Annotated in this window: 15 protein-coding genes; 7 read left to right on the top strand and 8 right to left on the bottom strand. The window is 70.9% G+C overall.

The window, feature by feature from the left end:
• Positions 1-37: 37 nt before the first annotated feature.
• The 3 genes from ABZ953_RS03960 (at position 38) to ABZ953_RS03950 (ending at position 2,429) form a co-directional block, all read left to right on the top strand.
• On the top strand, positions 38-1,276 hold the full coding sequence (locus ABZ953_RS03960; RefSeq protein WP_361716265.1) for a sensor histidine kinase: 1,239 nt from the start codon (positions 38-40) through the stop codon (positions 1,274-1,276).
• Positions 1,273-1,908 carry a response regulator transcription factor gene (locus ABZ953_RS03955; RefSeq protein WP_361716262.1) on the top strand — a complete coding sequence of 212 codons (636 nt, stop codon included), beginning with the start codon at positions 1,273-1,275 and terminating at the stop codon, positions 1,906-1,908. The genes ABZ953_RS03960 and ABZ953_RS03955 overlap by 4 nt, the downstream gene beginning before the upstream one ends.
• Before the next feature lie 122 nt (positions 1,909-2,030).
• Entirely contained in the window at positions 2,031-2,429 is a 399-nt protein-coding gene (locus ABZ953_RS03950; RefSeq protein ID WP_361716259.1) for an ATP-binding protein, read from the top strand.
• A 42-nt stretch (positions 2,430-2,471) separates the two neighbouring features.
• On the opposite strand, the gene ABZ953_RS03945 is transcribed toward ABZ953_RS03950, so the two are convergent.
• The 6 genes from ABZ953_RS03945 to ABZ953_RS03920 all read right to left on the bottom strand — a co-directional run bounded on the left by ABZ953_RS03945 (position 2,472) and on the right by ABZ953_RS03920 (position 7,207).
• Positions 2,472-2,882, bottom strand: a complete 411-nt coding sequence (locus ABZ953_RS03945) for a VOC family protein (protein ID WP_361717050.1) — start codon at positions 2,880-2,882, stop codon at positions 2,472-2,474.
• A 190-nt stretch (positions 2,883-3,072) separates the two neighbouring features.
• Complete coding sequence (locus ABZ953_RS03940) at positions 3,073-3,843, bottom strand: succinate dehydrogenase iron-sulfur subunit (RefSeq protein ID WP_361716256.1); 771 nt, start codon at positions 3,841-3,843, stop codon at positions 3,073-3,075.
• Positions 3,843-5,597, bottom strand: a complete 1,755-nt coding sequence (gene sdhA, locus ABZ953_RS03935; protein ID WP_361716253.1) for a succinate dehydrogenase flavoprotein subunit — start codon at positions 5,595-5,597, stop codon at positions 3,843-3,845. Before sdhA ends, ABZ953_RS03940 begins: the two co-directional genes overlap by 1 nt.
• A gap of 16 nt (positions 5,598-5,613) precedes the next feature.
• A complete protein-coding gene (locus ABZ953_RS03930; protein ID WP_361716250.1) occupies positions 5,614-6,108 on the bottom strand; it encodes a succinate dehydrogenase hydrophobic membrane anchor subunit in 495 nt (164 codons plus the stop codon).
• 8 nt (positions 6,109-6,116) lie between these two features.
• The gene (gene sdhC, locus ABZ953_RS03925) at positions 6,117-6,497 is read right to left on the bottom strand and encodes a succinate dehydrogenase, cytochrome b556 subunit (RefSeq protein WP_361716248.1); all 381 of its coding nucleotides are present in this window, start codon (positions 6,495-6,497) and stop codon (positions 6,117-6,119) included.
• 149 nt (positions 6,498-6,646) lie between these two features.
• Positions 6,647-7,207 carry a 2-oxo-4-hydroxy-4-carboxy-5-ureidoimidazoline decarboxylase gene (locus tag ABZ953_RS03920; protein WP_361716245.1) on the bottom strand — a complete coding sequence of 187 codons (561 nt, stop codon included), beginning with the start codon at positions 7,205-7,207 and terminating at the stop codon, positions 6,647-6,649.
• Positions 7,208-7,492: 285 nt separating this feature from the next.
• On the opposite strand from ABZ953_RS03920, the gene ABZ953_RS03915 reads away from it, so the two are divergent.
• The 4 genes from ABZ953_RS03915 (at position 7,493) to ABZ953_RS03900 (ending at position 11,173) form a co-directional block, all read left to right on the top strand.
• On the top strand, positions 7,493-9,124 hold the full coding sequence (locus ABZ953_RS03915) for a glycoside hydrolase family 20 protein (RefSeq protein ID WP_361716242.1): 1,632 nt from the start codon (positions 7,493-7,495) through the stop codon (positions 9,122-9,124).
• Positions 9,125-9,200: 76 nt separating this feature from the next.
• Positions 9,201-9,938 carry a DUF4328 domain-containing protein gene (locus ABZ953_RS03910; protein WP_361716239.1) on the top strand — a complete coding sequence of 246 codons (738 nt, stop codon included), beginning with the start codon at positions 9,201-9,203 and terminating at the stop codon, positions 9,936-9,938.
• Between the two features lie 84 nt (positions 9,939-10,022).
• Positions 10,023-10,529, top strand: coding sequence for a hypothetical protein (locus ABZ953_RS03905; protein ID WP_361716236.1), 507 nt, complete (start codon positions 10,023-10,025; stop codon positions 10,527-10,529).
• Positions 10,530-10,591: 62 nt separating this feature from the next.
• A complete protein-coding gene (locus ABZ953_RS03900) occupies positions 10,592-11,173 on the top strand; it encodes a hypothetical protein (protein ID WP_361716233.1) in 582 nt (193 codons plus the stop codon).
• Positions 11,174-11,207: 34 nt separating this feature from the next.
• Here ABZ953_RS03900 and ABZ953_RS03895 read toward each other — a convergent pair whose 3' ends face one another.
• Both ABZ953_RS03895 and ABZ953_RS03890 read right to left on the bottom strand, forming a co-directional pair.
• A complete protein-coding gene (locus ABZ953_RS03895; protein WP_361716230.1) occupies positions 11,208-11,594 on the bottom strand; it encodes a hypothetical protein in 387 nt (128 codons plus the stop codon).
• Positions 11,595-11,740: 146 nt separating this feature from the next.
• Positions 11,741-12,298 carry a hypothetical protein gene (locus ABZ953_RS03890; RefSeq protein ID WP_361716227.1) on the bottom strand — a complete coding sequence of 186 codons (558 nt, stop codon included), beginning with the start codon at positions 12,296-12,298 and terminating at the stop codon, positions 11,741-11,743.
• Between the last annotated feature and the right edge of the window lie 227 nt (positions 12,299-12,525).

The following is a 12,525-nucleotide window of genomic DNA, read 5'->3' as shown; positions in this document are numbered from 1 at the left end:
GGCCGACGGGGTTCTCGGTCCCTAGGCTGGGAGGACTGTGAACTCCCCCGCTCCCGCCCTGACCCCGACCACCCGGCCCCTGGCCTGGTGCCTGCACCTGCTGACCGGCGGCCTGCTCGCCCTTGCCGCGGTCCGTGCCGTGCTCGACGGAAGGCCGCACGCCCCGCTGACCGCCGCCGCGGCGGCGGTGTGCGCCGCGGTGTACGCGGCGGGGCCGCTCCTGCCGCGCGTCCGCAGCTCCCGACCCGCCGCCGCTTGGTGGCTGGCCGCTCTCGGCGTCTGCTGGCTGGGACTGCTGGTCCTGACCGGTGACGGGGTCTGGGTCGCCTTCCCGCTGTACTTCCTCCAGCTCCACCTCCTGACGCGCCGCGCGGGCCTCGCCGCCGTGGCCGCGACCGCCCTCGCCGCGATCACCGCGTACGCCGCCCACGCGGGCTCCTTCAGCGTCGCCATGGCCATCGGCCCTGCCCTTGGCGCCGCGGTGGCCGTCGCGGTGGTGTGGGGCTACCAGGCCCTGTACCGGGAGAGCGAACAGCGCCGCAGACTCATCGACGAACTCACCGCCACCCGCGCCGACCTGGCCCGCGCCGAGCACACCGCCGGGGTGCTCGCCGAGCGCGAGCGGCTGGCCCACGAGATCCACGACACCCTCGCGCAGGGGCTCTCCAGCATCCAGTTGCTGCTGCGCGCCGCCGAACGGGCCCTGCCCAACGCGCCGGAGACCGCGGCCCACCACGTCGGCCAGGCCCGTCAGGCGGCCGTGGACAACCTGGCCGAGGCCCGCCGGTTCGTCGCGGCCCTCACCCCGCCCGACCTGGAGGGCGCCACCCTGGCCGGAGCCCTTGAGCGGCTCTGCGCCACCACGTCGGCCCGGCACAGGATCACCGCCCGCTTCCACGCCACCGGCGACCCGGCACCGCTGCCCACCGCGTACGAGGTCGCCCTGCTGCGCATCGCCCAGTCCGCGGTCGCCAACACCGTCCGGCACGCCGACGCCGGGACCGTCGAGATCAGCCTCAGCCACCTCGGCGGCCACGTCACCCTCGACGTCGTCGACGACGGCACCGGCTTCGACCCCGACCGGCTGCCCGCGCCCGACCCCGGGAGCGGCGGCTTCGGCCTGGCCGCGATGCGCGCCCGCACCCACGCGCTCGGCGGCACCCTCACCGTCGAATCCGCGCCCGGCAAGGGCACCACCCTGACCGCCCGACTCCCCCTGCCCCCGCTCCTGCCCCCGCCCCCGCCCGCCGACAGCGAATCCGAGGCCCACCGGTGAGCGAAAGCCCTGTCCGACTGCTCCTGGCCGACGACCATCCGGTGGTGCGGGCCGGGCTGCGGGCGGTGCTGGAGACCGAGCCCGGCCTCACGGTGGTGGCCGAGGCCGCCACCGCCGAGGAGGCGATCACCCGGGCCGCCCTGGGGGACATCGACGTCGTCCTGATGGACCTGCGGTTCGGCAAGGGGATGGGCGGCGCCGAGGCCACCGCGCGGATCACGGCCCGGCCGGGCGCGCCGCGCGTACTGATCGTCACCACGTACGACTCCGACGCCGACACCCTGCCCGCCATCGAGGCGGGCGCCACCGGCTACCTCCTCAAGGACGCCCCGCCCGAGGACCTGGCCGCCGCCGTACGTACCGCCGCGGCAGGCCGCACCACTCTGGCGCCCACCGTCGCGGACCGCCTCATGCACCGGCTCCGCACCCCTGCCACCGCCCTGACCCGGCGCGAGACCGAAGTCCTCGCCCTGGTCGCCGAGGGCCTTTCGAACCAGACCGTCGGCCACCGGCTCCACCTCACCGAGGGCACCGTCAAGTCCCATCTGGCCCGCATCTACGCCAAGCTCGACGTCGACTCCCGCACCGCCGCCGTGGCCGCCGCCACCGGACTCGGCCTCATCCGCCGCTGAGCCGGAGGGAACCAGCCAGATATCGCCAGATAAGGGCGGGCTCCGAGGTGCCGCAGTGACACCGTGTAATTCCTCTGTGCAGCATGGAGTGTCACGCGTCACGAACCGGAGGGGGAGCAGGGTTGTCGAGACGCGATGCCTTCAGGCTGCCGCCGCACCCCGCGTCGGTGTCGCTTGCCAGGACGCGAGTGCGGGAACATCTGGCCGCCTGGGGGCACACGGCGGACCGGGGCGCGTTCGACGACACCGTGCTGCTCGTGTCGGAGCTTGCGACCAACGCGGTCCTGCACGGAGTCGTCGTCGAGCGGGAGTTCGAGGTCGCGGTGACGGTGCTCGCCGACGGCTCCTGCTTCATCGAGGTCTCCGACGACAGCCCGGCGGAGCCCGTACCGCGCACGTCCGGCACCTGGGACGACGAGAGCGGCCGCGGCCTGCGGCTCCTCGACACCGTCGCGGAGGCGTGGGGTGTATGGCGCCGCGGCCGGTACGGCAAGACGGTGTGGGCGCTGGTACGGGGATGAACGCGCGGAGCCGCCGTACCGACCGGGCCCGGGGCCCTTCTCTCAGGACTTCCGCGCCAGCTCCGGCCGCTTGAGGTAGTCCGTGAAACCGACGACGTTCCCCCAGGCGTCGGCGATCTCCACGGTCCACCCGGTGGCCACGGAGAACGGCTCGGCGAGGAGCGGGACCCCCGCGGCAGCCAGGGCCCGCCCCTTCGCGCGGGCGTCGCGGACCTCCAGCCAGATGCGCGGCGATGGCCACGGCGGCGTACGCGGCACGATGCCGTCCTCCACGCGAAGGAGCAGGCCCGGCGTCTCCTCGCCCACCTTCAGGATGGCGAGGCCGATCTCGTCGAGCCGGAACGCGACCGGGAAGCCCGCCCGTTCGTAGAACCCGACGGCCTCGCCGAGGTCGCCGACGGGGAACAGCACGTTGTCGAAGCCGAGCAGCGCCTCGGACGGGTCGTCGAGCAGTGCGGTGGACTGGTCAGCGGACAGGCCGACCGACTGGTTGTCTGACATTCCGTCAGGGTAGGCCGGTGGCCGCGGCGCGGGCGCAGGCGCGCCGGGCCGCATACCTCCCCTGACGCCGACGGGCCCCGCTCCTCGAAAGGAGCGGGGCCCGTGGACTCGTACGTACGGCGTGATCAGAAGCGACGCGGGATCAGAAGCGACGCGTGATCAGCGCGCGCTTGACCTCCTGGATCGCCTTCGTGACCTCGATGCCACGCGGGCACGCGTCCGTGCAGTTGAACGTCGTGCGGCAACGCCACACGCCGTCCTTGTCGTTGAGGATCTCCAGGCGCTGCTCGCCCGCCTCGTCACGGCTGTCGAAGATGAAGCGGTGCGCGTTCACGATCGCGGCCGGGCCGAAGTACTGGCCGTCGTTCCAGAACACCGGGCACGACGACGTGCACGCGGCGCACAGGATGCACTTGGTCGTGTCGTCGAAGCGCTCGCGGTCCTCGGCGCTCTGCAGACGCTCGCGCGTCGGCTCATTGCCCTTGGTGACCAGGAACGGCATGACGTCGCGGTACGCCTGGAAGAACGGGTCCATGTCGACGACCAGGTCCTTCAGGACCGTCAGACCCTTGATCGGCTCGACCGAGATCGGCTTGGCCGGGTTGATGTCCTTGATCAGGGTCTTGCAGGCGAGACGGTTCTTGCCGTTGATCCGCATGGCGTCCGAGCCGCAGATGCCGTGCGCGCAGGAGCGACGGAACGTCAGCGTGCCGTCGAGCTCCCACTTGACCTTGTGGAGGGCGTCGAGGACACGCTCCTTCGGGTCGATCTCCAGCTCGAAGTCTTCCCACGTGGCGTCCGCGGAGACCTCGGGGTTGAAGCGGCGGATCCGCAGGGTGATCGTGATGTAAGGGGAGTCGGCGAAGCCCGCCTCGGGCTTGGCGTCTTCCTTGTCGAGGGTCGGGGTAGCCATCAGTACTTACGCTCCATCGGCTGGTAGCGGGTCTGGACGACCGGCTTGTAGTCGAGACGGATCGTCTCCGTGCCGTCGTCGCCGACCTCGCGGTACGCCATGGTGTGGCGCATGAAGTTGACGTCGTCGCGGGTGGGGAAGTCCTCGCGGTAGTGACCGCCGCGGGACTCCTTGCGGGCGAGCGCGGACTGCGCCATGACCTCGGCCAGGTCGAGCAGGTTGCCCAGCTCGATGGCCTCCAGGAGGTCGGTGTTGAAGCGCCTGCCCTTGTCCTGGATCGAGACGTTCTTGTAGCGGACGCGGAGTTCGGCGATCTTCTCCACGGCCGTCTTGATCGTCTGCTCCGTGCGGAACACCATGACGTTGGCGTCCATGGTCTCCTGCAGCTCGTTGCGGAGCACGGCGACCCGCTCGTTGCCCTTGGCGTCGCGCAGCTGCTCCACGAGGGAGACGACCAGCTCCTCCGGGTTCTCCGGAAGCTCGACGAAGTCGTTCTTCTCGGCGTACTCGGCGGCGGCGATGCCCGCGCGGCGCCCGAAGACGTTGATGTCCAGGAGCGAGTTGGTGCCGAGGCGGTTGGCGCCGTGCACGGAGACGCAGGCGACCTCGCCGGCTGCGTACAGGCCCGGGACGACGGTCGAGTTGTCCGCGAGGACCTCGCCCTCGACGTTCGTCGGGATGCCGCCCATGGCGTAGTGCGCGGTCGGCTGGATCGGGATCGGGTCCGTGTAGGGCTCGATGCCGAGGTACGTACGCGCGAACTCGGTGATGTCGGGCAGCTTGGCGTCCAGCTGCTCCGGCGGGAGGTGCGTGAGGTCGAGGTAGACGTGGTCGCCCTCGGGACCGCAGCCGCGGCCCTCACGGATCTCCGTGTAGATGGAGCGCGAGACGACGTCACGGGACGCGAGGTCCTTCATGACCGGCGCGTACTTCTCCATGAAGCGCTCGCCGTCCTTGTTGCGGAGGATGCCGCCCTCACCGCGGGCGCCCTCCGTGAGAAGGATGCCCATGCGCCAGATGCCGGTCGGGTGGAACTGGAAGAACTCCATGTCCTCCAGCGGCAGGCCGCGCCGGTAGCAGGCCGCCTGGCCGTCACCGGTGAGCGTGTGTGCGTTCGAGGTCACCTTGAAGAACTTGCCGGTGCCGCCGGACGCGTAGATCACGGACTTCGCCTGGAAGATGTGGATCTCGCCGGTCGCCAGCTCGTACGCGACGACGCCCGCGCTCCGCTTGACCCCGTCCACCTCGACGATGAGCTGGTCGAGGACGTAGAACTCGTTGAAGAACTCCACACCCTCCTTGACGCAGTTCTGGTAGAGGGTCTGGAGGATCATGTGGCCGGTGCGGTCCGCGGCGTAGCAGGACCGGCGCACGGCGGCCTCGCCGTGGTTACGGGTGTGGCCGCCGAAGCGACGCTGGTCGATGGTGCCGTCCGGGGTGCGGTTGAACGGCAGGCCCATCTTCTCCAGGTCGAGGACCGCGTCGATGGCCTCCTTCGCGAGGATCTCGGCGGCATCCTGGTCGACCAGGTAGTCACCGCCCTTGATCGTGTCGAAGGTGTGCCACTCCCAGTTGTCCTCCTCCACGTTGGCGAGCGCGGCGGCCATGCCGCCCTGCGCGGCGCCCGTGTGGGAACGCGTGGGGTAGAGCTTGGTGAGCACGGCGGTGCGGCTGCGCTTCGTCGCCTCGATGGCGGCGCGCATGCCGGCGCCGCCCGCACCGACGATGACGGTGTCGTACTTGTGAATCTTCACGGAAGTCGCCTCGGCTTTAGCGGATGTTCGGGTCGAAGGTGAAGATCACCAGCGTGCCCAGAAGGATGGTGAACACCGTGGCGGTGTACAGCAGGCCCTTGAGCCACAGACGCGTGTTGGGGCGCTCCGCGTAGTCGTTGATGACCGTGCGCAGGCCGTTGGCGCCGTGCAGCATCGCGAGCCACAGCATCAGCAGGTCCCAGACCTGCCAGAACGGCGAGGCCCAGCGACCGGCGACGAACGCGAAGCCGATCTTCGAGACACCGCCGTCGAGCACCAGCTGGATCAGCAGGTGGCCGAGGACGAGGACGACGAGGACGACACCGGACAGGCGCATGAAGAGCCATGCGGCCATCTCGAAGTTGCCGCGGGTCGAGCGCGGGGTCTTGGAGGTGCGCTTGCGCGGCGCCTCGATGACCGGGGCCGGGTTGTCGGAGTCGTAGAGGGACGCGCCCTCGACGGGACCGACTCCCGGCGTACCGGACTTCTCAAGCGTGGTGTCAGCAGTCATGTCTGGCGTCAGCTCCCGAAGACTTCGCGGACGGCGTGGCCGAGAACGGGGTAGAGCGCCCCGACCATCAGGACGACCCAGATGCCGACGACGGTCCAGAGCATCTGCTTCTGGTAGCGGGGACCCTTCGACCAGAAGTCGACGGCGATGACGCGCAGGCCGTTCAGCGCGTGGAAGAGGATGGCGGCGACCAGGCCGTACTCGAGGAGTCCGACGAGGGGTGTCTTGTAGGTGCTGACGACATCGTCGTACGCCTCCGGGGAGACGCGGACGAGAGCGGTGTCCAGCACATGCACGAACAGGAAGAAGAAGATGAGGACGCCGGTGACTCGGTGAGCCACCCAGGACCACATTCCTTCCCGGCCGCGGTACAGCGTTCCAGCCGGCACGGCAGAACCCTCCGGGAGCGGGGATTGGGGCCAGCCGGCTTGGGTGGTCGGACGGGCCCGGCCGGGTACGGTCCACCGGCCGCTCGTCATCGTATCGACGAGTTGTCGGTGTCCCTGCCCCGGGTCCGCAGGTGTGATCAAACAGGCAATCAAACAGGCACGTACGGGCTATCGGGGCGCGATTGCGGTCGACTCTCCCCTGCGGCGTGTCCCGCCGCGTCTCCGGCGTCTTCCGCGGCCTGACACAGGGTGAGCCTGGCGAGGCGGCCCCGGGCGAGTCGGCGCAGTTCCTCGGCCGAGAGGGCGCGCTCGTCCTCGGGATCGTTGCCGAGGCGTGACCGGATGCCGGAGAGCAGCTGGTCGAGGGCCTCGTCCGGCGCGACGTCGTCGAGGCAGATCACGAAGGTGTGGCCGAAGCGGCTCTCGTACGCGGCGTGGGCGGCGCGCAGGGCCGTCTGGGCGGCGGTGCGGGTGGCGTGCGAGGCGCTCTGCCGCGGCACGAAGGGATCAAGGGGTTCGCAGGCCAGCGCCTCGATCAGATCGCCGGGCGACAGGTCGTACGCCGCCTCGTCGGACGCCGCGAGCAGCGCGTCGAGGTCGGGATAGGGCCGGTGGGCGGCGACGCGGCGGGCCCAGCGTCGGCTGCCGCAGCAGGTGAGCAGGGCGGCTTCGGCCGCGTCCGGCGTGGCGGCGTTCAGCCGGTGCGGCACGGGCGTGGCGCGACCGGCGGGACGAGGGGAACGGTGCGGGGACAGCGTGCGCTCCTGGCAGGGGGCGGTAAGGGCGGGGCACAGCGGTGTGGGGGTGGCGCAACGCTATCGAGAGCGGGCCGGAAGCCGGGCGACGGCTGAGCGAATTTCACTCGAATGGGAGAGTTTGGCCGCGTTCTGTGGACGAGCCGCCCGCGAGAACGCGTCGTAGCGTGGCGGCATGGCTCTGATTCTGGCTCCGGATTCGATGTCAGACGCGGCTCGCCCCGCGATACGGGACGAGCGGTGAAGCGCGGCCCCGTGGCCGCCGCGGGCGGCGTCGCCGTCGTGGGGGCCGCGGTCCTTGCCGTGGGGCTCTGGCCCGGCGGCGACGGCGACGGCTCCGCGAAGGCGACGCCCCCGTCCGCGCGATCCGCACCGCCCACGGCGAGCCCCACCAAGAGCTACGCGCTCTCCAAGGCCCCCGCCACCATCCCCGCCGTGCGCGAGCACACCGCCGCCCGCGGCCCGGGATGGCGCCCCGCCGAGGGAAAGGGGCGTGTCGTCGTCCGCGACGACGGCCTGGCGGACGAGGCGCGGCTGCTCGCCGGTGAGCTGAAGCTGAAGTACGGGGGAGACGCGCGTCCCCGCAAGGGCGACGTGGAGCTGGCGCTCACGGACGAGAAGGACGAGAAGGACGAGAAGGACGAGAAGGACGAGAAGGACGAGAAGGACGGCGGCGCGGAGTCGTACAGCCTGAGGGTGAAGGGCGAGCAGGTCCGCATAGCCGCACCCGCCCAGGCGGGCGTCTTCTACGGGACCCGCACCCTCAAGCAGGAGGTGAGCGGCGGCAGGACCGCTCCCGAGGGCGAGGTGCGGGACCGCCCGGCGAAGCCGCAGCGCGGATTCATGATCGACATAGCCCGCAAGCACTTCGACGCGCAATGGATCGAGGACCGCATACGCGACCTCGGCGACCTCAAGTACAACCAGCTCGGCTTGCACTTCTCCGACGACCAGGCCTTCCGCATCGCGTCGGACTCGCACCCCGAGATCGTCTCCTCCGACCACCTCACCAAGGACCAGGTCCGCTCCCTCCTGAAGCTGGCGGAGAGCAGGCACATCACCGTCGTGCCCGAGATCGACTCGCCGGGGCACCTCGGCGCGGTCATCAAGCAGCACCCCGCCCTCCAGCTCCGCGACACGCGCGGCGTCGCCACGCAGGGCGCCGTCGACATAGCGAAGCCCGAGGCGGCCCGGATCGTCGACGACCTGCTCAAGGAGTACGCCGAGCTGTTCCCCGGCGGCTTCTGGCACCTCGGCGCCGACGAATACCAGGCCCTCACCGTCAAGGACCCCGAGTCCTCCTTCCCGCAGCTGGCCGCCGCCGCCCGCGAGCGCTACGGCGCCGACGCCCGCGTCCAGGACCTGGCGACGGGCTGGCTCAACGACCGGGCCGCCACCGTGCGCCGTGCCGACAAGAAGCTGAAGGCCTGGAACGACGGGTTCTTCCGGGGCGGCAGCGCCGATGCGGCCGACGATCTGGAGGTCGCCTACTGGACGGGCAAGGAGATCGGCGCCCGCGACCCCGTCGAATATCTGAAGGCCGGCCGCAAGCTCACCAACTACAACGACGAGTACCTCTACTACGTCCTCGGCCAGCCCAACGACTTCCGCTATCCGACCGGCCGGCGGATCTACGAGAGCTGGACCCCGCTGGTCGTCCGCGGCACCGAGCCGGTGAGCGAGCGGTACGACGACCAGATCCTCGGCGGCACGTTCGCGGTCTGGGGCGATCTCGCGGGGGCGCAGAGCCAGCAGCAGGTGGCCGCGGGCATCCGGCTGCCGCTGCGGGCCACCGCCCAGAAGCTCTGGGACCCCAGGAAGCCCTCCCTGGCCTGGCACGACTTCGTGAAACTCGCTGATACCTTCCGGTAGCCGCCGACGCCGCCCTGGGGGAGGGACGCGGGCGGCTCCATACGCTCGTGAATCGCCCGTGGGGGGTCGCCCGACCATGCTGTCCCAGGAACTGCCACCGCATCACCTCGTCCCGGCCGGGCCGCCCGCCTGGCTGCGCTCACCCGTCGGTCTCAGCCGGGCGGTCATGGCACTGCTCGGTGTCGTCATCGCCGCCGACCTGTACTCGCTGTGGGTGGGCACCGTCATGCGGGAGGTGATGGCGGACCTGCTCGCGGGAAGCTACGGGGCCGGTGTCCAGCAGGACGCCGAGCGGGCCGACTCGCTGTACGCGGCATCCGGCTTCCTGCAGACAGGGGCGCTGATCGCGACCTGCGTCGGCTTCCTCGTCTGGTTCCACCGGGTGCGGGTCAACGCCGAGGTGTTCGCGCCGCACCAGCACCGCAAGGCGCGCGGCTGGACCGTGGGGGCCTGGTTCGTGCCCGTCGTGAACCTCTGGTTCCCGCGGCGGATCGCCCTCGACATCTGGGACGCGAGCATCCGGGACGCGAGCATCCGGGACGCGAGCGGCGACCCGGCGTCGGCGGGGAGCACCTCGCACCGGCTCCTCAACACCTGGTGGACGCTGTGGGTGGCGAACCTCCTCGCCGGGCGCTGGTCCACGCAGTCGTACTGGCGGGCGGAGGAGCCCGACGAGATCAAGGCGGCCGTCGGGAACCTCATGTTCTCCGACGTGCTCGACATCGCCTCGGCCGTCCTCGCCCTCGTCTTCGTGCACCGCCTCACGCGCCTTCAGGACCACAAGGCCAGGTCGGGGCCGCTCGCGGCCCCGTGAATTCGGCCTCTTGGTGGCGAACCCACCGATGTATGTGGTGTATTCGGCCTGGGAGCGCGGCAGGAGCACAACGGGGAGCGGGGCATGGGCTACTGGGGGTACTACGTCGTCGGCAGGAGCGAGCAGCCGCTCGCCGAGCTCGCGGCGGTGGCGGCCGTACGGGACGAACTGAGCCTCCTGGACCGGCGGCCCGACGGCTGGCAGGTGTGGGAGGTGCCCGGCGGTGACGGCACGCGCGACGTCGGGAACATGAACACGCTCGCCCGCGAGACGGGCGCGCCCGCACTCTTCGGCTATGTGATGGACAGCGACTGCGTGGTCGTCGAGGCGGCGGCCCCCAGGAGCGGGGCATGGACCACCTGCCTGGCGCGCGCCGCGATGGCCGAGTACCTCGGCGACACCGAACTGACCGTCGAGGACTACTTCCTGGAGCCGCGCGACGCCGCGCAGCGCGCGGTGGCCTGGGCGGCCGAGTCGGGCCGTACGGTGTCCGCGAAGCCGCTGCTCGACGTGTTGAACGCGGACGCGCAGCCGTCCGCGGAAGAGCTCTTCTTCCGGCTCCTCGACCGCCTCGGAGTGGTCCCGCAGTGACGTTCCCGGGTCGGTGCACGCAGTAAGGGGCAGTGCAGGGTCCGGGACGGGAGACATAGAGCATGAGCCTGGTGGAGCTGATCGCGCAGGCCGACGAGAGAGGCCTGGCGGCGAGCGGGCTCGCCTGCCTCGACCGGTGCGTCCCGGTACTCGGCGGCGACGACGACCTGCTGCGCCCGCTCTGGGCGAGGCTGGCGGAGGGCGGCGACTGGGGCGGGCCGCTGGCCGACGCGCGCTCGGCGCTCGACGGCGCCGCGGGGAAGCCCGGCCGGGGCGGTGCGGTGTCCGGCGAGGCGGCGGCGCTCGCCCGGCGGATGCTCGACGCGGTCCCGGGCGCGTACGGGGGCGCCGAGGTGCGGGAGTGGGCGGACGGCTGCTCCGTCGCCGCGCTCCAGGTGCACCGGCTCCTGGACACCGCGCCCGTCGGCGGCGGCCGCTCGGTGGCGGCGCGCCGCGAGGGCCGCACGGACGGCATGACGCCGCTGGTCGCCGCCGAACTCCGCCGCCAGGTACGGATCCTGGAGCTCCTCTCCAACAAGGGCGCGGGCCCGGCGGGCGGCCTGCGGCAGGCCCTCGACGTCTCCATGGAGGGGCGGCGGGTGCTGCGGGCTGTGGTGTCGCGCCGGGCGCGGGGGCGGGGCTGACGGAGCGGGCGCGGCTGACGGTGGCCGGTCGGTCCTACTCGTTGAACCACTCGGAGGTGACGGTGGCGCCGCCGCCGTTCCACTTCAGCGTCATCTGGTACCAGCCGTCGTTGCCGACGTTGTAGGGGTGCTTGTCGCAGCCGTTGTCGCCGCCGTCACCGTCGGTCCACATCGTGGCGATGTTTCCGGCCACGTACTGCTTCTTGAGCGTGCCGGTGACGCCGTTTCCGTCGGCCTTCGTGTCACAGATCTCGAAGACGTCCCCGTCGTCGTGGAACTTCATGTAGCCGCGGCCATTGGGAAGCGTGATGGTCTTGTCGCTGGTCTGGGCGTCGGCCAGGGCCGGGCCCGACGAGACGGCGAACAGGGTGGCGGCGGCGGCACCGACGACGGCTATGCGGCTGAACGTGGATCTGAGCATGGGTTTTCCATTTCTCTGCGGGTTCTCTGCGGTTCTCTGCTGGTTCTCTGCGGGGCAGGATTTCCGCCAATGCCGAGAGCGGCGTGGCGAGAAGTGAACGGTAGCGTCGCGCCGACATACGATCCCTTGAATTCTGGTGGAGAAAATCAGCCCCGTTCGGCCGGTCGTTCGTTCGGTCGTTCCGCCGGTAGTTCTGCCGTACATGTGGCCCGTCCGTAGGAGCCCGACGCGGTGGCGCGGCGCTGGTGCTCGCCGCGGATCGAGAGCGTGCAGCTCGCCTCGCCGCCCCGCTTGCCGAGCTGGATGCTGACGGCCGGGTCCTTGCCGAGCGGCACGCGCACCGTCCTGTGCCACGGAAGGTCGACGCCCTTCTCGACGGTGGCGCCGCCTGCCTCGCTCCTCGCCAGATACGAGACGGCCGCGGTGCCCGTGCCGGTGACGCGGTACGTCACGGAGGCGGTGGGCACGGAGCGCCGCTCCGGGTCGTCGTCGCCGAGGAAGCCGTACGCGGCGAAGGCGGCGCAGATGCCGAGCAGCGCCGTGCCGATGGCCACCACGCGCCGGTCCGGGATCTCGCCGACCACCGCCGGATCGTCGGGGTCCTCGGGAACGACGGCTTCCCCCAGGCCCGCGTTCTCCGCTTCCCCCGAGCCTTCCCCCGAGCCCGCGTTCTCCCCGTCGTCCTTCGTTCTTTCGTTCTTCATCTCCCCCACCCCATGTGCGCAGTTCAGCGCATCAGGCGATCTTCAAATCCGGCCGGTTATACAACACCTCGGACTCCGTTCACCAGGGCGAGAAGAAACCGGATCAAAACGCCCGCCGGGTTGCGCTGTTGTCTGGTGATGGTTCACCGATTGTCCGTAATGCCAATGTGGTTGACATGACACGCACCGGCTGCGTAGAACTCACGCCTGCTGATTGATCCGCGTTT

Source organism: Streptomyces sp. NPDC046465 (genome assembly GCF_040646035.1).
Lineage (GTDB): Bacteria > Actinomycetota > Actinomycetes > Streptomycetales > Streptomycetaceae > Streptomyces.
Note: the sequence above shows the minus strand (reverse complement) of the source record. Positions and strands in the feature narration are given on the sequence as shown.

Bases quoted from the DNA above. Each gene is read 5' to 3' on its own strand.
- ABZ953_RS03940 (WP_361716256.1), bottom strand. From the start codon at position 3,843: ATGGCTACCCCGACCCTCGACAAGGAAGACGCCAAGCCCGAGGCGGGC.
- ABZ953_RS03930 (WP_361716250.1), bottom strand. From the start codon at position 6,108: ATGACTGCTGACACCACGCTTGAGAAGTCCGGTACGCCGGGAGTCGGT.
- ABZ953_RS03910 (WP_361716239.1), top strand. From the start codon at position 9,201: ATGCTGTCCCAGGAACTGCCACCGCATCACCTCGTCCCGGCCGGGCCG.
- ABZ953_RS03905 (WP_361716236.1), top strand. From the start codon at position 10,023: ATGGGCTACTGGGGGTACTACGTCGTCGGCAGGAGCGAGCAGCCGCTC.
- ABZ953_RS03900 (WP_361716233.1), top strand. From the start codon at position 10,592: ATGAGCCTGGTGGAGCTGATCGCGCAGGCCGACGAGAGAGGCCTGGCG.
- ABZ953_RS03895 (WP_361716230.1), bottom strand. From the start codon at position 11,594: ATGCTCAGATCCACGTTCAGCCGCATAGCCGTCGTCGGTGCCGCCGCC.
- ABZ953_RS03890 (WP_361716227.1), bottom strand. From the start codon at position 12,298: ATGAAGAACGAAAGAACGAAGGACGACGGGGAGAACGCGGGCTCGGGG.